This is a genomic window from Pseudomonas sp. E45-MNA-CIBAN-0222 (assembly GCF_040310405.1).
Classification (GTDB): domain Bacteria; phylum Pseudomonadota; class Gammaproteobacteria; order Pseudomonadales; family Pseudomonadaceae; genus Stutzerimonas; species Stutzerimonas stutzeri_AC.
In genome coordinates this window covers 35,781-55,903 of the sequence record NZ_JBEOPU010000006.1, presented here as the reverse complement: position 1 = coordinate 55,903, position 20,123 = coordinate 35,781, and the positions used below count along the sequence as shown (strand labels likewise).

Below are 20,123 nucleotides of genomic sequence, written 5' to 3'. Positions count from 1 at the left end.
ATGGCCGCTGTTCATCCCAACCCGGCCGGCGACGCCGAGCGGGACGCACCCGTGATGCTCTCTGCCCGAGGTCTGCGCAAGGAGTTCGGTGGATTCGTCGCGGTCAACAATGTCGATCTGGACGTGCGCCATGCACGGGTGCACGCCCTGATTGGCCCCAACGGCGCGGGCAAGACCACGGTGTTCAACCTGCTGACCAAGTTCCTGCAGCCCACCGCCGGAACCATTCGCCTGCTCGACCATGACATCACCCGTACCGACCCGGCCAAGGTGGCGCGCATGGGCCTGGTGCGCTCGTTCCAGATTTCCGCGGTATTCCCGCACCTCTCCGTCCTGGACAACGTGCGCGTTGCTCTGCAGCGCCCGGGCGGGCTGGCCACCCAATTCTGGCTGCCGATGCGCTCGCTCAACCGGCTCAACGAGCGCGCTATGCAGCTGATCGAATCGGTTGGCCTGGCCGACAAGCGCAACGAGTTGGCCGCCGATCTCTCCTACGGACGCAAGCGCGTGCTGGAGATCGCCACCACCCTCGCGCTGGAGCCCAAGGTGCTGCTGCTGGACGAACCTATGGCCGGCATGGGCCACGAAGACGTGCACGTGGTGGCAGAGATCATCCGCGGGGTCGCCACCCAGCGCGCGGTGCTGATGGTCGAGCACAACCTCAAGGTGGTGGCCGACCTCTGCCATCAGGTGACGGTGTTGCAGCGCGGCGAAATTCTTACCTCCGGCGACTACCGCACCGTCAGCCAGGACGAGCGCGTGCGCGTGGCCTACATGGGGACCGACGATGACTGAACCCCTGCTCAGCGTGCGCGACCTCAACGCCTGGTATGGCGAAAGCCATGCCCTGCATGGCATCGACCTCGACGTGCACCAGGGCGAGACGGTGACCCTGCTCGGCCGTAACGGCGTAGGCAAGACCACCGCGCTGCGCTCGATCGTCGGGATCATCCGCAAGCGCAGCGGGACGATCCGCTTCGACGGCAAGGACATGCTGCGAGTACCGCTGCACCGCACCGCCCGCCACGGCATCGGCTACGTGCCGGAGGAGCGCGGCATTTTCTCCACGCTTACCGTCGAGGAGAACCTCACCCTGCCGCCGGTGATCGCCAAGGGCGGCATGACCCTGACTGAGATCTACCAGCTGTTCCCCAACCTCGAGGAACGCCGCAAGAGCCCGGGCACCAAGCTTTCTGGTGGCGAGCAGCAGATGCTGGCCATGGCGCGCATCCTGCGCACGGGCGCCAAGCTGCTGCTGCTCGACGAACCCACCGAAGGCCTGGCTCCGGTGATCATCCAGCGCATCGGCGAGGTGCTACAGACGCTCAAGCAGCGCGGCATGACCATCCTGCTGGTGGAGCAGAACTTCCGCTTCGCCAGCAAGGTGGCCGACCGCTTCTATGTGGTCGATCATGGCAAGGTCATCGATTCGTTCGACGTCGCCGATCTGCCCGGCCGCATGACCATGCTCAACGAAGCCCTGGGGGTCTGATGACGACGATTTTCGATGTGCCGATCCAGGCCTTCCTCGGCCAGCTCTTGATCGGCCTGATCAACGGCTCGTTCTACGCCATGCTCAGCCTGGGCCTGGCGATCATCTTCGGCATGCTGAAGATCATCAACTTCGCCCACGGCGCGCAATACATGATCGGCGCCTTCGCCGGCTATCTGCTGCTGGCGACCCTCGGCATCGGCTACTGGCCGGCGCTGATCCTCGCGCCGATCATCGTCGGCTTATGCAGCGCGGTGATCGAGCGCCTCGCGCTATCGCGGCTGTACAACCTCGACCACCTCTACAGCCTGCTTTTCACCTTCGGCCTGGCGCTCGCCCTGGAAGGCGCGTTCCGCTACTTCTACGGCTCCTCCGGGCAGCCCTACGCCGTGCCGAAAGAACTGGCCGGTGGCTACAACCTGGGCTTCATGTTCCTGCCCAAGTACCGCGCCTGGGTGGTGCTGGCGTCGCTGGTGATCTGCATCGCCAGCTGGCTGCTGATCGAGAAGACCAAGCTCGGCGCCTACCTGCGGGCCGCCACCGAGAACCCGACGCTGGTGCGCACCTTCGGCATCAACGTGCCGCTGCTGCTGACCTTCACCTACGGCATGGGCGCGGCACTGGCCGGGCTGGCCGGCATGCTCGCCGCGCCGATCTACCAGGTCAGTCCGCTGATGGGCTCGAACCTGATCATCGTGGTGTTCGCCGTTGTCGTGGTCGGCGGCATGGGCTCGATTCTCGGCGCGATCATTACCGGCTACATGCTCGGCATCCTCGAGGGCCTGACCAAGGTGTTCTATCCGGAGGCTTCCAACATCGTGATCTTCGTGATCATGGCGATCGTACTGCTGGTGCGCCCGGCCGGCCTGATGGGGAGGGACGCATGATGAACAGCCAGGTGAACGTCACGCCGACCACCAAACGCCCGCTGCTGCGCCTGGAGACCGTGCTGATCCTGATCGGCGTGGTCGCGCTGGCACTGGCACCGTTCTACTTCTACCCGATCTTCCTGATGAAGGTGCTGTGCTTCGCCCTCTTCGCCTGCGCCTTCAACCTGCTGCTCGGCTATACCGGCATCCTCTCCTTCGGCCACGCGGCGTTCTTCGGCGGCGCGGCGTATTTCACCGCCCACGCGGTGAAGGAATGGGGGCTGCCTCCGGAGTTGGGCATTCTCGTCGGCGTCGCCGGCGCGGCGTTTCTCGGGCTGATCATCGGCTTCCTGGCGATCCGCCGGCAGGGCATCTACTCGACGATGATCACCCTGGCGCTGTCGCAGATGTTCTTTTTCTTCTGCCTGCAAGCTCCGTTCACCCATGGTGAAGACGGCATTCAGAACGTTCCACGTGGGCACCTGCTCGGCTTTATAGATCTGCAGGAGCCGCTGTACATGTACTTCTTCGTGCTGTCGGTGTTCCTCGCCGGGATGCTGCTGATCTGGCGCGTGATCAACTCGCCGTACGGCATGATCCTGCGCTCGATCCGCGAGAACGAGAACCGTGCCATTTCCCTGGGCTATTCGGTATCGCGCTACAAGCTCGGCGCCTTCGTCATGTCCGCCGCCTTGGCCGGACTGGCCGGCGGCCTGAAGGCGCTGGTGTTCCAGTTCGCCACGCTGACCGACGTCAGCTGGCAGATGTCCGGCGAGGTGGTGCTGATGACCCTGCTCGGCGGCATTGGAACGCTGGTCGGCCCGGTTTTTGGCGCGGCACTTGTGACCACGCTGGGCAACTACTTCGCCACTTCCGAGCTGCCGGTCACGCTGGTCACCGGCATCATCTTCATGGTCTGCGTACTGGTATTCCGCCGCGGGATGATCGGCGAGTTCTATGCCTCCCGGCTGGGCAAGAAGCTGCAGCGGCGCCCCGAGGACTGACGTTCTCAGCCGGCGGACTCGAGCAGCTCGTGCAGTTCGACGAACTGCTGGCTCAGCTTGTGCCGCGGGTCCAGGTACACCAGCGGCATGCAGGCCTGGTGCGACTCGCGCATTTTCACCGAACTCATCAGGTAGACCGGCAGCACCGGAAGCCCCTCGCTCAGCAGTTCATCGATCATCTGCTGCGGCAGCGCGGCACGCGGCTGGAACTGATTGACCACAATGCCCTCGACCTCGAGCGTCTCGTTGTGGTCTTCCTTCATCTCCTCGATCTCGTCGAGCAGGCTATACAGCGCCTGGCGGGAAAAGCTGTCGCAGTCGAAGGGAATCAGGCAGCGATCAGCTGCGATAAGCGCAGAGACCGTATAAAAATTCAGCGCCGGCGGGGTGTCGAGGTAAATCCGGTCATAGTCCTCGGCAAGACCGTCGAGCAATTTTCGCAGCTTGTTGATCTTGTGTTTGGCCTCCAGCTTGGGCTGCAGGTCGGCGAGCTCGGCCGTCGCGCTGATCAAGTGCAGATTGTCGAAGGCCGTTTCGAGGATCGGCGGGCGCGCCTTCTTGCCAGCGGTACCGCCGGCGAGGATCTGCTTGAAGAAATCGGCGATGCCGGTGGGAATGTCATCGCCGGTCAGCCCGGTCAGGTAATGCGTGGAGTTTGCCTGGGCGTCCAGATCCACCAGCAGCGTGCGGTAGCCTTGCGATGCACTGACCGCTGCCAGGTTGCAGGCGATGCTCGACTTGCCGACACCGCCCTTCTGATTGAACACGACCCTGCGCATGACTTGCCTCCCAAAATGTACCTGAGCGGTCGAGTCTATACGGCAAATGTGTCGCTCAGGTTATCCGCAACGGCAAACCCGACCAAAGTCAGACGGCAACGGGTGCCTTGATGTGCGGATGCGCTTCGTAGCCAACCAGTTCGAAGTCCTCGAAGCGGAAGGCGAACAGGTCCTTCACGTCCGGATTGAGCTTCATGGTCGGCAGCGGCAACGGCTCGCGGGTCAGCTGCAGGTCGGCCTGCTCCAGGTGATTGGCGTACAGGTGACAGTCGCCGCCGCTCCAGATGAACTCTCCCGGTTGCAGGTCGCAGACCTGCGCCACCATCAGCGTCAGCAGCGCATAGCTTGCGATGTTGAACGGCACGCCGAGGAAAATATCCGCCGAGCGCTGGTACAGCTGGCAGCTGAGCTTGCCGTCGGCGACGTAGAACTGGAACAGCGCGTGGCACGGCGGCAACGCCATCTGCTCGACCAGCGCCGGGTTCCAGGCCGAAACGATCAGGCGGCGCGAATCCGGATTCTTCCTGATCATCGCCAGCAGATTGGCGATCTGATCGATCGATTCACCGTTTGGCGCCGGCCACGAGCGCCACTGGTAGCCGTACACTGGCCCCAGCTCACCATTCTCGTCGGCCCACTCATCCCAGATGCGCACGCCATTCTCTTTCAGGTACTTGATGTTGGTGTCGCCCTGAAGGAACCACAGCAGCTCGTGGATGATGGACTTGAGGTGGCACTTCTTGGTGGTGACCAGCGGAAAGCCTTCGGCCAGATCGAAACGCATCTGATGGCCGAACACGCTGTAGGTGCCAGTGCCGGTACGGTCGCTCTTGAAGGTGCCATGGTCGCGCACGTGGCGCATCAGGTCGAGGTACTGTTTCATCGATTGACTCGAAGCAGGCGCCGAAGCGCGGTGAAAAGGCTGCGCGAATAGTAAAAGGCATGCGCCCCGCTTGTCGCCCTCGTGGCGACAGGCAGGGCAACGAAATCAGGCCGGAGCCCGACCCGCGTCGCGGCGATAGCCCCAGGCGATCATTGCCAAGCCGAGCAACACCATCGGCACACAGAGCACCTGTCCCATGGTCAGCCAACCAAAGGCCAGATAACCCAGCTGCGCATCTGGCACGCGGACGAACTCGACGATGAAGCGGAAGATGCCGTAGCACACCGCGAACAGCCCGGAAACCGCCATGGTCGGCCGCGGCTTGCGCGAATAGAGCCAGAGAATGACGAACAGCGCGACGCCTTCCAGGGCGAACTGATAGAGCTGCGACGGGTGCCGCGCCAGCTGCTGCGGATCGGTCGGGAAGACCATCGCCCAAGGCACATCGGTGGCCTTGCCCCAAAGCTCGGCATTGATGAAGTTGCCGATACGTCCGGCGCCCAGACCGATCGGCACAAACGGCGCGATGAAATCCATCAGCTCGAAGAAGCTCTTGCCGTTGCGCCGAGCGAAGATCCAGCTGCACAGTAGTACGCCGATCAGCCCGCCGTGGAAGGACATGCCGCCCTTCCACACCTGCAAAATCAGGCTTGGGTCATTGATGTAGGCAGCCAGATCGTAGAACAGCACATAGCCCAAACGCCCACCGACGATCACGCCCATGGCGACCCAGAACACCAGATCGGACAGTTTGTCCTTGGGCCATTCGGGCGCGAAGCGTTGCACCCGCAGCGAGGCCAGCCACCAGGCACCGCCGATGCCGATCAGGTACATCAGGCCGTACCAGTGAATCTGCAATGGTCCGATGGCGATGGCCACCGGATCGATCTGCGGATAGGGCAGCATCCGTTACTCCTCAAACCAGAAAATTGATGCCGACGCTCAGCAGCAGCAAAGCGAACAGCCGTTTCAGAACCTTCGCCGACAGGCGATGCGCCAGCTTCGCACCGAGCCTGGCGGAGAACATGCTTGTCGCCGCGATGCCAAGCATGGCTGGCAGATAGACGAAGCCCAGACTCCAGTCCGGCAGTTGCGCCTCGTGCCAACCAACCACCATAAAACTCAACGCCCCGGCGATGGCGATCGGCAGGCCGCACGCGGCGGAGGTCGCAACTGCCTGCTGCATCGGCACGCTGCGCCAGGTCAGATACGGTACCGACAGCGAGCCTCCGCCAATGCCGAAAATGGCCGACGCCCAGCCAATGAGCACGCCAACAAACGACAGCTCCGGCCGTCCGGGTGCTCGACCAGTGGCCTTGGGTCGCAGGTCAAAGCCCATCTGCACGGCCATCGCCAAGGCGAACACACCAATGATCTTCTGCAGCATGGGCCCCTGGATCGCCGCCGCGGTCAGGCTACCGAGCGCCGCGCCGAGGAGGATACCGAAGGTCATCCACAGCACCATCGGCCAGCGCACCGCACCCTTGCGATGGTGCGTAAGAATCGAATTGACCGAGGTGAAGACGATGGTGGCCAGCGAAGTCCCGACCGCCAGGTGGGTGAGGATCTCCTGGGAGAATCCCTGAGCGCTGAAACTGAACACCAGCACCGGCACGATTATCAGCCCGCCGCCCACGCCGAACAGGCCGGCCAGCACCCCGGCGAATCCGCCCAGCAGCAGATACAGCAGAAACTCCATGCGCCCCATCCCGGCGAAACAAAGCGGCATGTTAGCGGAAAATGCGCGCAGGACGCTCGCGCGGGATGATCACTGCGCGTTATATGCGCCCCGTCCAACGGTGGCTCACGGCTCTCGCACGACTGTACCCTTGCGGGTCCGGACCGTTCATTAGGTGTCACATGTGTCTGATCGTTTTCGCCTGGCGCCCTAGCCACTCGCAACCACTGGTAGTGGCCGCCAACCGCGATGAATTCCACGCCCGTCCCAGCCTGCCATTGGGCTGCTGGGAAGATGCGCCCTGGATCGTTGGCGGGCGCGACCTGCAGGCCGGCGGTACATGGATGGGCATCACTACCAGCGGACGCTTCGCTGCCCTGACCAATATCCGCGCCCCCGGCCAGCCGACCGGCCTACGTTCGCGCGGCGAGCTGCCGGAGCACTTCCTGCGCGCAGATCTGCAACCGGCGGACTACCTCGCCCAGCTGGCCGAGCGCCGGGGTGACTATGGCGGTTTCAACCTGCTGGTCGGCAACCACCAGGCCCTGTGGCATTTCAACTCCCAGAGCGGTCTGGCAACGGCACTGGAGGCTGGCGTCTACGGTTTGTCCAATGCCGGCCTGGACACGCCTTGGCCCAAGCTGAAGAAGGCCCGCGCAGCACTGGTCGGCGAGCTCGACAAGCCGAACCCCGAGCAGCTGCTGGCGCTACTCGCCGACCCTCAGCTGGCGGCTGAGCATGAGTTGCCGCACACCGGCGTTCCGCTGGAATGGGAACGCCGACTGTCGAGCATCTTCATCGTCAGCCCGGAGTACGGCACACGCGCCAGTACGGCGCTGATCCGCCATGCCGACGGTGCGCTGGATATTCTGGAGCGTAGCTTTGGCCCAGACGGGCCGTCAGGCGAAGTGCGCTACCGCCACCCACCGCGCGGCTGATGGACTCAAACGGCGGCGGACGGATTGATCAGCTTGTTCAAGCCCAGGTTGCGCAAGGTCAGTTGCACCGTGCTATGGATGACCTGAGGGCTGTCCAGCAGCATGACGCGCGCGAGCAGCTGCTGTGCGGTATCCATGCTGATCTGGCGTAGCAGCCATTTCACCTTGGGCAGGTTGGTGGCGTTCATCGACAGGCTGTCGAAGCCCATCGCCAGCAGCAGCATGGCCGCCGCCGGATCGCCCGCCATCTCGCCGCATATGCTCACCGGCTTGCCTTCGCTGTGCGCTTCCTTCACCACCCGTTGCAGCGCCTCGAGCACGGCAGGATGCAGGTAGTCGTAAAGGTCGGCCACGCGCGGGTTGTTACGGTCCACCGCCAGCAGGTATTGGGTCAGGTCGTTGGAGCCGACCGAGATAAAGTCCACCTGGCGCGCCAGTTCGCGGGTCAGGTAGACCGCCGCCGGCACTTCGATCATCACGCCGACGGGCGGCATGTGAACGTCCAGCCCCTCGTCGCGCACCTCGCACCAGGCACGATGAATCAGGTGCAGTGCCTCTTCCAGCTCACCAATGCCGGAAATCATCGGCAGCAGGATGCGCAGGTTGTTCAGGCCGGCGCTGGCCTTGAGCATGGCGCGGGTCTGCAGCAGAAAGATTTCGGGGTGGTCGAGGGTGACGCGAATACCGCGCCAGCCGAGAAACGGGTTCTCTTCCTTGATCGGGAAATATGGCAGGCACTTGTCGCCACCGATATCGAGACTGCGCATGGTCACCGGCAGCGGATGGAAAGCTTCCAGCTGCTCGCGGTAAATCGCCATCTGCTCCTTCTCGCTGGGGAAGCGCTCCTTGATCATGAACGGCACTTCGGTGCGATACAGGCCCACGCCCTCGGCGCCGCGCTCCTGCGCACGCACCACGTCGGCCAGCAGCCCGGTGTTCACCCACAACGGAATGCGATGGCCGTCGGTGGTCTCGCAGGGCAACTCGCGCAGCACGTCGAGCCCGGCGGAGAGCTGACGCTCCTGCTCGGCGAGCACCTCGTACTGCTCGCGCAGCACCTTGCCCGGGTTGGTAATGATCTCGCCGCGGTATCCATCGATGATCAGCTCGATGCCGTCGACCTTGGAATAAGGCAGGTCGACCGCCCCCATCACCGTGGGTATGCCCATGGCACGGGCAAGAATGGCAACGTGGGAGTTGCTCGAACCGAGCACCGAGACCATACCCACCAGCTTGCCCTCGGGCACCTCGCCAAGCATGGCTGGCGACAGCTCCTCGCTGACCAGAATGGTCTTGTCAGGGTAGGTCAGGGTCTGCTGACGGGCTTCCTGCAGATAGGCAAGCAGGCGCCTGCCGATATCCTTTACGTCCGATGCGCGCTCACGGAGGTAGGCGTCGTCCATCATCTCGAAGCGCCGCACGTGCTCGCTGACCACCTGGCGCAGGGCGCCCTGGGCCCACTGTCCAGTACGGATGACCTTGGTCACTTCGCCGCCCAGCGCGGAGTCGTCGAGCATCATCAGGTATACATCGAACAGCGCGCGCTCTTCCTTGCGCATCTGTGTCGCGAGCTTCTCCGATAGATTGCGCATGTCCGCGCGCACGGCTTCCAGCGCCGCTTCGAACAGCGTCAGCTCGGCGTCGATATTGTCGATGTTCTTGTCCGGCACCACATCCAGATCGGCCGGTGGCAGCACCACCACGGCGGTTCCGACGCCAGCGCCTGGCGCGCCCGGAATGCCGATGAAGCGGGTTTCCTGAATGCCCTTGCCCTGCCGACCCAGACCGCGGATCGAACCGGTCGCCTCGGCGTGGGCGATAACGCCGGCAAGCTGAGCGCTCATGGTGACCAGGAAGGCTTCTTCGCCCTCGTCGAACTGACGGCGCTCCTTCTGCTGGATGACCAGTACGCCCATCACCCGCCGATGGTGGATGATCGGCGCGCCGAGGAAGGAGGCATAGCGTTCCTCGCCGGTTTCGGCGAAGTAGCGATAGCGCGGGTGCTCGGAGGCGTGTTCGAGGTTGAGCGGTTCTTCGCGGGTGCCCACCAGGCCTACCAGACCTTCGTTGGGCGCCATGCTGACCTTGCCGATGGCGCGCTTGTTGAGGCCTTCGGTGGCCATCAGGACAAAGCGCTGGGTTTCCGGGTCGAGCAGATAGACCGAGCAGACCTGGCTACCCATGGCCTCCCTGACTCTCAGCACGATGATGCCCAACGCCGCCTTGAGGTCCTTGGCGGCATTCACTTCCTGGACAATCTTGCGCAGCGTGCCGAGCATGCTCAGAGGCTTTCTCCCCGGTCTCAGTCCCGCACCGGAAGGCGCGGGGCGAGTTCTTTAAGTGCGCGACGATAGACCTCGCGCTTGAAGGTGACCACCTGCCCCAGCGGATACCAGTAACTGACCCAGCGCCAGCCGTCGAACTCTGGCTTGCCGGTCAGATCCATTCGCACACGCTCTTCGGCGCTAGTGAGGCGCAGCAGAAACCACTTCTGTTTCTGTCCGATGCAAAGCGGCTGGCTGTGGGTACGCACCAGGCGCTGCGGCAGACGATAACGCAACCAGCCACGGGTGCAGGCGAGGATCTTCACATCCTGCTCTTCCAGGCCGATCTCTTCGTTGAGTTCGCGAAACAGTGCATCTTCCGGCGTCTCACGGGCATTAATCCCGCCTTGCGGAAATTGCCAGGCATCCTGATTGATCCGCCTAGCCCACAGCACCTGACCGACATCGTTGGTCAGGATGATGCCGACATTCGGGCGAAAACCATCGGAATCGATCACGGCATACAACCTCGCAGACGCATGTCGCGGCATTGTTCCACAAAACCGCAATAAGCCGAAAGCGCGGAAAGGCGCCATTCGGCAAGTGCCGGCAAGCTCGCTGACAGGCCGGCCGAGACTGCCCCCGAGCCGGTCTAGACGTTATGCTTGGCTCTACCCTGATCATCCCCGAGGTAAACCATCCGTGCGCCTGGCTCTTTTCGATCTCGACAACACTCTGCTGGCCGGTGACAGCGACCACGCCTGGGGTGAATACCTCTGCCAACGCGGCCTAGTCGATGCAGCCCACTACAAGGCCCGGAACGATGCCTTCTATCAGGATTACCTGGCCGGCGACCTAGACGTACACGCCTACCAGAACTTCTGCCAGGAACTGCTCGGCCGCAGCGAGATGGCGCAGCTGCAGCAATGGCACGACGAGTTCATGCAGGACTTCATCGAACCGATCGTGTTGAGCAAGGGCGAGGCGCTGCTGCGACAGCATCTGGATGCAGGCGACAAAGTGGTGATCATCACAGCCACCAACCGCTTCATCACCGGCCCGATTGCCGCGCGCCTGGGTGTCGACACTCTGCTGGCAACCGAATGCGAGATGCACGACGGCCGCTACACCGGGCGCCTGACCGATATCCCCTGCTTCCAGGAAGGCAAGGTCCAGCGTATCGAACGTTGGCTCGCGGAAACCGAGCAGACGCTGGAAGGCAGCTATTTCTACAGCGACTCACGCAACGACCTGCCGCTGCTGCAACGCGTAAGCCACCCCGTTGCGGTGGATCCGGACCCGATCCTGCGCGAGATCGCCACCGAGCGTGGCTGGCAGATCATCTCGCTGCGCTGATATCGGCGCAGCGTAGATGTGAGGGTTGCTAAGCCTCAGACAGGCTTGGCGCCCATCAGGGCAGTGATTGCGATCAGCACGATCAACACCAGCACGCCGTAGATACCGGCAGTTCGCGCCGCCATGGCGTTACCCGGCGTCTGCCAGGCTGTGAGACGCCCCGCCAGCAGCAGGACCAGCGGGATCAGCGCGAGGAACAGCAGAGAGCTGCCCAGCAGCCAGAACTGCCCCAGCGGCCAGCCGGCCAGGTGCACCAGCCACCAACCGGTCAACGGCAGCGACAGACCGATCACCGCGAGCAGTGGCAGCGATAAGCTGCGGGTGCGCTGCAGTTTGCGTTGCAGCACTGCCTGATCGCCACCGCGACCGGCCTTCCACAGCATGAACAGGTGCACGATCACGCCCAGCAGCAACAGCACCGCAGTCACGCCATGGACGATTCTGATCGTCAAATAATGTTCCATTCGCTTTCCTCTATATTGCTCGCTTAACCGAGAAACAACTTGTAGGCCGGGTTATCACTCTCATCCCAGTATCGGTAGCCGATCTTCTCCAGCGCTGCCGGAACCAGATGGCGCTCATCGGCGGGCACCTGCAGCCCCGCCACCACTCGGCCGTCAGCCGCGCCGTGGTTACGGTAGTGAAACATGGATATGTTCCAGCGCCCGCCCAACTTGTTGAGAAAGTTGAATAGCGCGCCGGGACGCTCGGGAAATTCGAAGCGCAGCACCATCTCGTTGCTGACCCCGACCGCATGGCCGCCGACCATGTGCCGCGTGTGCAGCTTGGCCAGTTCGTTTTCGGTCAGATCGAGCACGGGGAAGCCCTTGTCACGCAGCCCCTGCACCAGTGCCGCGCGTGGATCGTTTTCCGGATGGGTCTGCACGCCGACGAAGATGTGCGCTTCGCGGTCGGTGTGATAGCGATAGTTGAACTCGGTGATCTGGCGCTTGCCGATGGCTTCGCAGAAGGCCTTGAAGCTGCCTGGCTGCTCGGGAATGGTGACCGCGATGATCGCCTCGCGCTTCTCACCCAGCTCGGCACGCTCGGCGACATGGCGCAGGCGATCGAAATTGACGTTCGCGCCCGAGTCGATGCCTACCAGCACCTGCCCGCTTACACCGTCGCGCTCGACATACTTCTTGATCCCTGCCACGGCCAGCGCGCCGGCGGGCTCGGTGATCGAACGGGTGTCGTCGTAGATATCCTTGATCGCCGCGCATATCTCGTCGGTGCTGACGGTGATCACCTCGTCGACATGATCTTTGCAGAGCTCGAAAGTGTGCTGACCGATCTGCGCCACTGCTACGCCGTCAGCGAACAGGCCGACCTGTTCGAGCACCACGCGCTCGCCGGCGGCCATCGCCGCTTGCAGGCAATTGGAGTCGTCCGGCTCGACGCCGATCACCTTGGTCTGCGGATAGAGGTATTTCACGTAAGCCGCAATGCCAGCCACCAGACCGCCACCACCTACCGGTACGAAGATCGCGTCGATCGGTCCCTGGTGCTGACGGAGAATCTCCATCGCCACGGTGCCCTGACCGGCAATCACATCGGGATCGTCGTAGGGGTGGATATAGACGTAGCCCTTCTCTTCCACCAGCTTCAGCGAATAAGCCAGCGCCTCGGGGAATGCATCGCCATGCAATACTACCTTGCCGCCACGGGCACGCACGCCCTGCACTTTGAGCTCCGGCGTGGTACGCGGCATGACGATGGTCGCCTTGATCCCCAGCTGCTTGGCCGCCAGCGCAACGCCCTGGGCGTGATTACCGGCCGAAGCGGTTACCACGCCACGGGCCAGCTCTTCGACCGATAGCTGCGCCAGCTTGTTGTAGGCGCCGCGCACCTTGAAGGAGAACACCGGCTGCAGATCCTCGCGCTTGAGCAGAATCTGGTTGCCAATACGCTCAGAAAGCTGACGGGCGGGCTGCAGCGGAGTTTCGATGGCGACGTCGTAGACGCGGGAGGTGAGGATCTTCTTGACGTAATGTTCGAGCATTCTGGCTGTCTTGGCGGGCGTTGCGAGGGAGCGACGAGTCTACCCCTGCGACGCCCCCTGCGACCACCGGCAATCCGCCATGTATTCCCAAGCAGCTACGAACAAGACCCGCTGCGGGCGGAGGGCTATAATCGGCGTCTCGTCTTCTCGCCCGGATTTACCATGACTCAGGATCAGCTCAAGCAGGCCGTCGCCCAGGCCGCCGTCGACCATATCGTCCCGCAGCTCACCGATCGCAGCATCGTTGGCGTGGGCACCGGCTCAACCGCCAACTTCTTCATCGACCTGCTGGCCAAGCATAAAGGCTTCTTCGATGGCGCCGTCGCCAGCTCCGACGCCACTGCCGAGCGCCTCAAGCAACACGGGATTCCGGTCTACGACCTGAACTCGGTTCACGACCTGGAGTTCTACGTCGACGGCGCCGACGAAGCGAACAAGCATCTTGAGCTGATCAAGGGCGGTGGTGCGGCCCTGACTCGCGAGAAGATCGTTGCGGCGGTGGCCCAGACATTCATCTGCATCGCTGACGGCAGCAAGCTGGTCGAGCAACTGGGCGTCTACCCGCTACCGGTGGAAGTCATTCCGATGGCACGCAGCTATGTTGCGCGCGAACTGGTCAAGCTTGGCGGCGACCCGGTTTATCGCGACGGCGTGGTGACCGACAACGGCAACGTCATCCTCGACGTGCACAATCTGATGATCGGCTTCGCGCCGGAGCTGGAAGAAAAGATCAACAACATCGTCGGCGTGGTTGCCAACGGCTTGTTTGCCGCGCGCCCGGCCGATCTGCTCCTGCTCGGCACCGACAGCGGCGTGCAGACGCTGAAACGCTGAAACGCGAAGGCACCTTGCGCATGTGACAGCTACGCTTGGATGAGCCGTGTCGAGCCCGACGCGGCTCATCACAGGAGGTGTCGCCATGTCCGGGAAATTCCAGCTGAAGCGAGCCAGTAACGGGCAGTACCATTTCAACCTGCTGGCCAGCAACGGCCAGGTCGTGCTGTCCAGCGAGCAGTACAAGGCCCATGCTTCGGCGCTGAACGGCATCGATTCGGTACGCAAGAATGCAGTGCGTGAAGGCGCATTCGAGGTCAAGGAGTCGAGCAACGGCAAGCATTACTTCGTACTCAAGGCCACCAATGGCCAGGTCGTTGGCCAGAGCCAGATGTACGCCAGCCTGCACAGCGCCGAGCAGGGTTGCGACTCCGTTCGACGTCATGCACCCGCTGCCGCCCTGCAGGATGAAAGTGCTTCGTCAGTCGCCTGAGCGGCTTTCCGGGTCAGGTGTCCGAGGTGGCACGTCCGCTCACCTGACCTGCTTGCTGAACACGTAGAACAGGTTTGGCTCGCTGACCAGATACAGTGTGCCGTCCGGCCCCATCGCAATCCCCTCCGCCTGCGGTACGTTGCGCTCGAGCCCATGCTTGCCTGCGCTCAACGACAGACTGCTGAGCGGCTGCCCGTTGCTGTCCAGCTCTACCACCAGCCGCGATTCGTCGGACAGCGCCAGCAGATGCCCGCTGCGCTCATCGAACTGCAGGCTGGACAGGTCGCGCACGAACAGCCGCGCGTGGTGTTCATTGATATGCACCGATGGCGTCGGCTCGGTATAGGGAAAGCCGGAAATCTCATAAATCCGAACCGGGTCGCGCTCCTTGGCGACGAACAGGCGCTTGCCTGCCGTGTCGTACGCCAGGCCCTCGAAGCCCTTGTTGCCGTTCAGATCAATGCCCAGTGACAACTGCTGCGCCCGCGCGGCATCGATCACCGTGGTCTGCTCGTTGACCTCGACGCGCAGCAACCGCTGCAGGCGCTCGTCACTGATTACATAGACGCCTTCGGAAATGTACTCGATGGCCTCCGGGTCACCGAAGCCGACCAGGGGGATCGCCCGCAGCAACTCGCCTTCCAGGCTGAGCTCCAGCCAATGCGGTTTGCCATTGGTGACGGCAATCAGGCTGTTGCGGTCCGGATCGAAGGTCAGTGCCGAAAGATCGTCATCAATTCCACTGATCACCTTGCCCTGAATGGTCGCCTGGTAATCCGGTAGCCACAGCGAGACTTCCTGAGCCTGCTCGCCCTGATGCCACTGATTGAATTGGAACCAGCCACGCTCGAACAGGCGGTAATGAACGCCAGCGGCAACCGCCAGCAGCAACGTCACGCCCAGCAACGCAGCCAGGAGAATTTTCAACGCACGCATAAGGCCCACTTTCTTCTGCTTTGAGAGCGCAATTTTGCTTTGCCTGGCTTAAATCAGGCTTAACCGGCGCCCTCCAACCGCCAGGCCTTAACGCTTACGGCTGAACATGTAGAAGCGATTGGGCTCGCCGACTACATAGATATTGCCCTCGCCGTCCATCGCCACGCCCTCGGCCTGGTCGATGCCCTGTACGAGCCCATGCAGACCACCGAACAACGCGATGAAGCTACGCGGCTGTCCCTGCAGGTCGAGTTCAACCAGCAACCGCGACTCGTCGGAGAGCAGCAGGGTATGACCGCTCTGTGGGTCGATCGTCACCGAGGACAGATCACGCACTATCAGCGACTGGCTTGGCAGGGCCTGAAGCGCCCCGACCGCGCCGTCTTCACCCGGGAATGGCAGTTCGAAAAGGCCCTGCGGATCGCGCTCCTTGGCCAGCAGAAGGCGCTGGGTATGCGGATTCCAGGCCAGGCCTTCGAACCCCTTGTTGCCCGCATCGGCAAAGCCCAAGTCATAACTGGTCAGGTCATCGAGATCGAGACTTTCCACCCCAGGATCAAGGTGGAACACCGCAACCAACCGGCGACGCTCATCGACAATGGCCAGGCGGCCATCATCCAGGGCCTCCACCGCTTCCGGATCGGAAAAGCCGATCAGTTCGACACGCCGTAGTACCACCCCGGCAGGGGTGAACTCGATCAGCTGTGGATGCTTGCCGGTGACGGTGAACAGCGTACCGGTCAGCGGGTTCCAGGTCAGGCCGGAGGTTTCATCCCTCTCCAGTCCTGCCAGCGTCGTTTCCAGCACCAACTCGTAATCCGGTAGCCAGATACCAGCCGCACGCTGCTCGGCGCTGACCGAACGTTCCTCCCAGTACAGACGGAGCTGGTCATCCCAGTGCAACAGGCGGCCAGCAACCAGCAGAGCTATAAAAAGCAGCAACAGAGTGACGGCGACGACCAGGCGCCAGCGGGAATAACGGACAGGCATGAGAAACGTTCCAGCGGATGGTGCCGGACTGCAGCGTTACTGCGGTCCGTAAAGATGCAGCGGACGCGGCGGGCTTGCCCCGCCGCGCGGGAATCAGAGTACGCGGCTCTCGAAGCGCGACAGGCCGACCAATTCAAGCACCAGCTGATCGCCCGACTTGAGCGGACCGACGCCGGCTGGCGTGCCGGTCAGCACCACATCGCCCGGCTGCAGGCTGAAATGTCCGGCAATGTGCTGCAGCAGCGGCAGGATGGCATTGAGCATCTGGCTGCTGTTGCCGTCCTGGCGAACTTCGCCATTGATGGTCAGGCGAATGCCGATATCGCCCAGATCCTCTACCGCATCGCCCGGCACGAACGGCGCCAGTACGCACGCCCCGTCGAAGCTCTTCGCGATTTCCCAGGGATGGCCCTTTTCCTTGAGGGCGGCCTGCACGTCGCGCAGCGTCAGGTCCAGCGCCGGGGCGAAACCGGAGATGGCATCGAGCACTTCCTCGGCGTTCGGTTTGCGCGACAGCGGTTTGCCGATCAGTACGGCAATTTCCGCCTCGTAGTGCACCGCACCACGATCAGCGGGAATGCTGAAGCTGCCATCCAGCGGCACGGTGCAGCTGCCGGCCTTGATGAACAGCAGCGGCTCGGTCGGCACCGGGTTGTTCAGTTCCTTGGCGTGCTCGGCGTAGTTGCGGCCGATGCAGACCACCTTGCCCAGCGGGTAATGGATCGGCGTGCCATCGGTGTAGTGGTGCTGGTAGCTCATGGAGTGCTCCTGAAAACGTCCGTAATCGCTAAGGGGGGAACGGCCCAAGGCCGTTCCACCATCCGGCCTCACGCCGCGAAAATCTTGCCCGGGTTCATGATCCCGTTGGGATCGAACACTGCCTTGACCGCCTTCATGTACTCGATCTCCGCCGGCGAACGGCTGTACTCGAGGTAGTCACGCTTGGTCATGCCGACGCCGTGTTCGGCGGAGATCGAGCCGTTGTACTTCTGTACGGTTTCGAACACCCACTTGTTCACCGTTGCGCACTTGCCGAAGAACTCGTCCTTGTCCATGGCATCGGGCTTGAGGATGTTCAGGTGCAGGTTGCCGTCGCCGATGTGGCCGAACCAGACGATCTCGAAGTCCGGGTAGTGCTCACCGACGATGGCGTCGATTTCCTTGAGGAAGGCCGGCACCTTGGCGATGGTCACCGAGATGTCGTTCTTGTACGGCGTCCAGTGGCTGATGGTCTCGGAGATGTACTCACGCAGCTTCCACAGGTTCTGCAGCTGCTGCTCGCTCTGGCTCATCACGCCATCGAGCACCCAGCCCTGCTCGACGCAATGCTCGAAGGTCGCCAGTGCCTGGTCGGCGCGCTCATCGGTGGTGGCCTCGAATTCCAGCAGCGCGTAGAACGGGCAGTCGGTTTCGAACGGGGCCGGCACGTCGCCGCGGCCCAATACCTTGGCCAGTGCCTTGTCCGAGAAGAACTCGAAGGCGGTCAGATCCAGTTTGTCCTGGAAGGCATGCAGCACCGGCATGATCGAGTCGAAATCCGGGGTGCCCAGCACCAGCGCGGTGAGGTTGGTCGGCTGGCGTTCCAGGCGCATGGTGGCCTCGACGACGAAGCCCAGCGTACCCTCGGCGCCGATGAACAGCTGGCGCAGGTCGTAGCCGGTGGCGTTCTTGATCAGGTCCTTGTTCAGCTCAAGGACGTCGCCCTTGCCGGTGACCACTTTCAGGCCGGCGACCCAGTTGCGGGTCATGCCGTAGCGGATCACCTTGATGCCACCGGCGTTGGTGCCGATGTTGCCGCCGATCTGGCTGGAGCCGGCGGAGGCGAAGTCCACCGGGTAGTACAGACCCTTGTCCTCGGCGAACTGTTGCAGCTGGGCGGTGACCACGCCGGGCTGGCAGACGGCGGTGCGGTCCATCTCGTTGAATTCGAGAATCTGGTTCATGTAGTCGAACGACACCACTACCTCGCCATTGGCCGCCACCGCGGCGGCCGAAAGCCCGGTACGGCCGCCCGAGGGCACCAGCGCGACCTTGCGCTCGTTGGCCCAACGCACGATGGCCTGGACCTGCTCGATGCTCTTGGGGAAAACGATGGCCGACGGCGCGGGAGCGAAATGCTTGGTCCAGTCCTTGCCGTAGGCATTCAGCGAATCGGCGTCGGTCAGCACTTTGCCGGGCTCGACCAGGGTTTTCAGCTCATCGATCAGGGCGGGGTCGGTCATCACGGGAACTCTCATACGATTCATGGTCACCCTGAGCACGCTTCAGCACAGGGGTGGGGGTGTTTCGCGGGGCTCGTATGCTAGCATACGCACCCCTTTGAAACGTGCCTCGGCAGACTCCCGACACCGCTAATGACGGGTCGGCCAGCCTTCGCTGGACACTTCAGTCCTATCCTTCGGCCTTAAGGTTTTAATGCAGATGAGCCAGACCTCTCTCGACAAGAGCAAGATCAAGTTTCTTCTTCTCGAAGGCGTGCACCAGAACGCCGTCGATACCCTCAAGGCGGCCGGCTACACCAACATCGAGTACCTCAAGGGCGCGCTGTCCACCGAGGAGCTGAAGGAGAAGATTGCCGACGTTCACTTCATCGGCATCCGCTCGCGCACCCAGCTCACCGAAGAGGTCTTCGATGCGGCCAAGAAGCTGATCGCCGTCGGCTGCTTCTGCATTGGTACCAACCAGGTCAACCTGAATGCCGCCCGCGAGCGCGGCATCGCAGTGTTCAACGCGCCCTACTCCAACACCCGCTCGGTCGCCGAGCTGGTGTTGGCCGAAGCCATCCTGCTCTTGCGCGGCATCCCTGAGAAGAACGCTTCCTGCCATCGCGGCGGCTGGATCAAGTCGGCGGCCAACTCCTTCGAGATCCGCGGCAAGAAGCTCGGCATCATCGGCTACGGCTCCATCGGCACGCAGCTGTCGGTACTGGCCGAAGCGCTGGGCATGCAGGTCTTCTTCTATGACGTGGTGACCAAGCTGCCGCTGGGCAATGCCACCCAGATCGGCTCGCTGTACGAGCTGTTGGGCATGTGCGACATCGTCTCGCTGCACGTTCCGGAGCTGCCGTCCACCCAGTGGATGATCGGCGAGAAGGAAATCCGCGCCATGAAGAAGGGCGCCATCCTGATCAACGCCGCCCGCGGCACCGTGGTCGAGCTGGATCACCTGGCCGCCGCGATCAAGGACGAGCACCTGATCGGCGCCGCCATCGACGTGTTCCCGGTCGAGCCGAAGTCCAACGACGAGGAATTCGAAAGCCCGCTGCGTGGCCTGGACCGCGTGATCCTGACCCCGCACATCGGTGGTTCCACCGCCGAAGCGCAGGCCAACATCGGCCTTGAAGTCGCCGAGAAGCTGGTCAAGTACAGCGACAACGGCACCTCGGTGTCCTCGGTCAACTTCCCGGAAGTCGCCCTGCCGTCGCACCCGGGCAAGCACCGTCTGCTGCACATCCACCAGAACATTCCGGGCGTGATGAGCGAGATCAACAAGGTCTTCGCCGACAACGGCATCAACATCTGCGGCCAGTTCCTGCAGACCAACGAGAAGGTCGGTTACGTCGTCATCGACGTGGACAAGGAATACTCCGACCTGGCGCTGGAGAAGCTGCAGCACGTCAACGGCACCATCCGCAGCCGCGTGCTGTTCTGATGCGTTGACCGGGC

Annotated in this window: 21 protein-coding genes; 9 read left to right on the top strand and 12 right to left on the bottom strand. The window is 62.8% G+C overall.

The window, feature by feature from the left end:
* Genes AAEZ08_RS10640 through AAEZ08_RS10625 form a run of 4 tightly spaced genes read left to right on the top strand, consistent with a single transcriptional unit; the run spans position 1 to position 3,365 of the window.
* Entirely contained in the window at positions 1–795 is a 795-nt protein-coding gene (locus tag AAEZ08_RS10640) for an ABC transporter ATP-binding protein (RefSeq protein ID WP_003283295.1), read from the top strand.
* Positions 788–1,492 carry an ABC transporter ATP-binding protein gene (locus AAEZ08_RS10635; RefSeq protein WP_500124242.1) on the top strand — a complete coding sequence of 235 codons (705 nt, stop codon included), beginning with the start codon at positions 788–790 and terminating at the stop codon, positions 1,490–1,492. Before AAEZ08_RS10640 ends, AAEZ08_RS10635 begins: the two co-directional genes overlap by 8 nt.
* Positions 1,492–2,379 (top strand): branched-chain amino acid ABC transporter permease, encoded by an 888-nt coding sequence (locus AAEZ08_RS10630; RefSeq protein ID WP_013981555.1) that lies wholly within the window; start codon positions 1,492–1,494, stop codon positions 2,377–2,379. The genes AAEZ08_RS10635 and AAEZ08_RS10630 overlap by 1 nt, the downstream gene beginning before the upstream one ends.
* Positions 2,379–3,365, top strand: coding sequence for a branched-chain amino acid ABC transporter permease (locus AAEZ08_RS10625; protein ID WP_500124342.1), 987 nt, complete (start codon positions 2,379–2,381; stop codon positions 3,363–3,365). Before AAEZ08_RS10630 ends, AAEZ08_RS10625 begins: the two co-directional genes overlap by 1 nt.
* Before the next feature lie 5 nt (positions 3,366–3,370).
* On the opposite strand, the gene AAEZ08_RS10620 is transcribed toward AAEZ08_RS10625, so the two are convergent.
* From AAEZ08_RS10620 to AAEZ08_RS10605, 4 genes are all read right to left on the bottom strand, one after another.
* Positions 3,371–4,144, bottom strand: coding sequence for a ParA family protein (locus AAEZ08_RS10620; protein WP_003283288.1), 774 nt, complete (start codon positions 4,142–4,144; stop codon positions 3,371–3,373).
* Between the two features lie 88 nt (positions 4,145–4,232).
* Positions 4,233–5,027, bottom strand: a complete 795-nt coding sequence (locus tag AAEZ08_RS10615) for a thymidylate synthase (protein ID WP_102821037.1) — start codon at positions 5,025–5,027, stop codon at positions 4,233–4,235.
* A gap of 105 nt (positions 5,028–5,132) precedes the next feature.
* The gene (gene lgt, locus AAEZ08_RS10610; protein ID WP_003283285.1) at positions 5,133–5,933 is read right to left on the bottom strand and encodes a prolipoprotein diacylglyceryl transferase; all 801 of its coding nucleotides are present in this window, start codon (positions 5,931–5,933) and stop codon (positions 5,133–5,135) included.
* Between the two features lie 10 nt (positions 5,934–5,943).
* Positions 5,944–6,726, bottom strand: a complete 783-nt coding sequence (locus AAEZ08_RS10605; RefSeq protein ID WP_482695208.1) for a sulfite exporter TauE/SafE family protein — start codon at positions 6,724–6,726, stop codon at positions 5,944–5,946.
* 161 nt (positions 6,727–6,887) lie between these two features.
* On the opposite strand from AAEZ08_RS10605, the gene AAEZ08_RS10600 reads away from it, so the two are divergent.
* Entirely contained in the window at positions 6,888–7,643 is a 756-nt protein-coding gene (locus AAEZ08_RS10600) for an NRDE family protein (protein ID WP_500124241.1), read from the top strand.
* A gap of 5 nt (positions 7,644–7,648) precedes the next feature.
* Here the strand turns inward: AAEZ08_RS10600 and ptsP are convergent, their stop codons facing one another.
* The gene (ptsP, locus tag AAEZ08_RS10595; protein WP_102821033.1) at positions 7,649–9,922 is read right to left on the bottom strand and encodes a phosphoenolpyruvate--protein phosphotransferase; all 2,274 of its coding nucleotides are present in this window, start codon (positions 9,920–9,922) and stop codon (positions 7,649–7,651) included.
* Between the two features lie 23 nt (positions 9,923–9,945).
* Complete coding sequence (locus AAEZ08_RS10590) at positions 9,946–10,425, bottom strand: RNA pyrophosphohydrolase (protein ID WP_003283278.1); 480 nt, start codon at positions 10,423–10,425, stop codon at positions 9,946–9,948.
* 184 nt (positions 10,426–10,609) lie between these two features.
* On the opposite strand from AAEZ08_RS10590, the gene AAEZ08_RS10585 reads away from it, so the two are divergent.
* On the top strand, positions 10,610–11,263 hold the full coding sequence (locus tag AAEZ08_RS10585) for a histidinol-phosphatase (RefSeq protein WP_003283277.1): 654 nt from the start codon (positions 10,610–10,612) through the stop codon (positions 11,261–11,263).
* Between the two features lie 35 nt (positions 11,264–11,298).
* Here AAEZ08_RS10585 and AAEZ08_RS10580 read toward each other — a convergent pair whose 3' ends face one another.
* A complete protein-coding gene (locus AAEZ08_RS10580; protein WP_058063580.1) occupies positions 11,299–11,727 on the bottom strand; it encodes a DUF2269 domain-containing protein in 429 nt (142 codons plus the stop codon).
* Between the two features lie 23 nt (positions 11,728–11,750).
* Positions 11,751–13,265, bottom strand: coding sequence for a threonine ammonia-lyase, biosynthetic (ilvA, locus tag AAEZ08_RS10575; protein ID WP_003283274.1), 1,515 nt, complete (start codon positions 13,263–13,265; stop codon positions 11,751–11,753).
* 162 nt (positions 13,266–13,427) lie between these two features.
* On the opposite strand from ilvA, the gene rpiA reads away from it, so the two are divergent.
* A complete protein-coding gene (rpiA, locus tag AAEZ08_RS10570; protein ID WP_003283272.1) occupies positions 13,428–14,099 on the top strand; it encodes a ribose-5-phosphate isomerase RpiA in 672 nt (223 codons plus the stop codon).
* An 85-nt stretch (positions 14,100–14,184) separates the two neighbouring features.
* Positions 14,185–14,532 carry a YegP family protein gene (locus AAEZ08_RS10565; protein WP_003283271.1) on the top strand — a complete coding sequence of 116 codons (348 nt, stop codon included), beginning with the start codon at positions 14,185–14,187 and terminating at the stop codon, positions 14,530–14,532.
* A gap of 39 nt (positions 14,533–14,571) precedes the next feature.
* Here the strand turns inward: AAEZ08_RS10565 and AAEZ08_RS10560 are convergent, their stop codons facing one another.
* The 4 genes from AAEZ08_RS10560 to AAEZ08_RS10545 all read right to left on the bottom strand — a co-directional run bounded on the left by AAEZ08_RS10560 (position 14,572) and on the right by AAEZ08_RS10545 (position 18,680).
* Positions 14,572–15,468: an SdiA-regulated domain-containing protein gene (locus AAEZ08_RS10560; RefSeq protein WP_003283269.1), complete on the bottom strand. Its 897-nt coding sequence runs from the start codon at positions 15,466–15,468 to the stop codon at positions 14,572–14,574.
* Between the two features lie 87 nt (positions 15,469–15,555).
* A complete protein-coding gene (locus AAEZ08_RS10555) occupies positions 15,556–16,458 on the bottom strand; it encodes an SdiA-regulated domain-containing protein (RefSeq protein ID WP_500124240.1) in 903 nt (300 codons plus the stop codon).
* A gap of 93 nt (positions 16,459–16,551) precedes the next feature.
* On the bottom strand, positions 16,552–17,217 hold the full coding sequence (locus AAEZ08_RS10550) for a fumarylacetoacetate hydrolase family protein (protein ID WP_058063577.1): 666 nt from the start codon (positions 17,215–17,217) through the stop codon (positions 16,552–16,554).
* A 68-nt stretch (positions 17,218–17,285) separates the two neighbouring features.
* A complete protein-coding gene (locus AAEZ08_RS10545) occupies positions 17,286–18,680 on the bottom strand; it encodes a D-2-hydroxyglutarate dehydrogenase (RefSeq protein ID WP_003283264.1) in 1,395 nt (464 codons plus the stop codon).
* A 199-nt stretch (positions 18,681–18,879) separates the two neighbouring features.
* Between AAEZ08_RS10545 and serA the strand changes: the two genes are divergently transcribed.
* Entirely contained in the window at positions 18,880–20,109 is a 1,230-nt protein-coding gene (gene serA, locus AAEZ08_RS10540; RefSeq protein ID WP_038665977.1) for a phosphoglycerate dehydrogenase, read from the top strand.
* The last annotated feature ends 14 nt before the right edge of the window (positions 20,110–20,123 follow it).

Excerpts from the sequence above, each read along its gene's own strand:
- serA (WP_038665977.1), top strand. The coding sequence starts at position 18,880 with ATGAGCCAGACCTCTCTCGACAAGAGCAAGATCAAGTTTCTTCTTCTC.
- AAEZ08_RS10550 (WP_058063577.1), bottom strand. The coding sequence starts at position 17,217 with ATGAGCTACCAGCACCACTACACCGATGGCACGCCGATCCATTACCCG.
- rpiA (WP_003283272.1), top strand. The coding sequence starts at position 13,428 with ATGACTCAGGATCAGCTCAAGCAGGCCGTCGCCCAGGCCGCCGTCGAC.
- AAEZ08_RS10605 (WP_482695208.1), bottom strand. The coding sequence starts at position 6,726 with ATGGAGTTTCTGCTGTATCTGCTGCTGGGCGGATTCGCCGGGGTGCTG.
- AAEZ08_RS10630 (WP_013981555.1), top strand. The coding sequence starts at position 1,492 with ATGACGACGATTTTCGATGTGCCGATCCAGGCCTTCCTCGGCCAGCTC.
- AAEZ08_RS10565 (WP_003283271.1), top strand. The coding sequence starts at position 14,185 with ATGTCCGGGAAATTCCAGCTGAAGCGAGCCAGTAACGGGCAGTACCAT.
- AAEZ08_RS10560 (WP_003283269.1), bottom strand. The coding sequence starts at position 15,468 with ATGCGTGCGTTGAAAATTCTCCTGGCTGCGTTGCTGGGCGTGACGTTG.
- ilvA (WP_003283274.1), bottom strand. The coding sequence starts at position 13,265 with ATGCTCGAACATTACGTCAAGAAGATCCTCACCTCCCGCGTCTACGAC.
- ptsP (WP_102821033.1), bottom strand. The coding sequence starts at position 9,922 with ATGCTCGGCACGCTGCGCAAGATTGTCCAGGAAGTGAATGCCGCCAAG.
- AAEZ08_RS10635 (WP_500124242.1), top strand. The coding sequence starts at position 788 with ATGACTGAACCCCTGCTCAGCGTGCGCGACCTCAACGCCTGGTATGGC.
- AAEZ08_RS10640 (WP_003283295.1), top strand. The coding sequence starts at position 1 with ATGGCCGCTGTTCATCCCAACCCGGCCGGCGACGCCGAGCGGGACGCA.
- AAEZ08_RS10600 (WP_500124241.1), top strand. The coding sequence starts at position 6,888 with ATGTGTCTGATCGTTTTCGCCTGGCGCCCTAGCCACTCGCAACCACTG.
- AAEZ08_RS10545 (WP_003283264.1), bottom strand. The coding sequence starts at position 18,680 with ATGACCGACCCCGCCCTGATCGATGAGCTGAAAACCCTGGTCGAGCCC.
- AAEZ08_RS10555 (WP_500124240.1), bottom strand. The coding sequence starts at position 16,458 with ATGCCTGTCCGTTATTCCCGCTGGCGCCTGGTCGTCGCCGTCACTCTG.
- AAEZ08_RS10625 (WP_500124342.1), top strand. The coding sequence starts at position 2,379 with ATGAACAGCCAGGTGAACGTCACGCCGACCACCAAACGCCCGCTGCTG.
- lgt (WP_003283285.1), bottom strand. The coding sequence starts at position 5,933 with ATGCTGCCCTATCCGCAGATCGATCCGGTGGCCATCGCCATCGGACCA.
- AAEZ08_RS10580 (WP_058063580.1), bottom strand. The coding sequence starts at position 11,727 with ATGGAACATTATTTGACGATCAGAATCGTCCATGGCGTGACTGCGGTG.
- AAEZ08_RS10615 (WP_102821037.1), bottom strand. The coding sequence starts at position 5,027 with ATGAAACAGTACCTCGACCTGATGCGCCACGTGCGCGACCATGGCACC.
- AAEZ08_RS10620 (WP_003283288.1), bottom strand. The coding sequence starts at position 4,144 with ATGCGCAGGGTCGTGTTCAATCAGAAGGGCGGTGTCGGCAAGTCGAGC.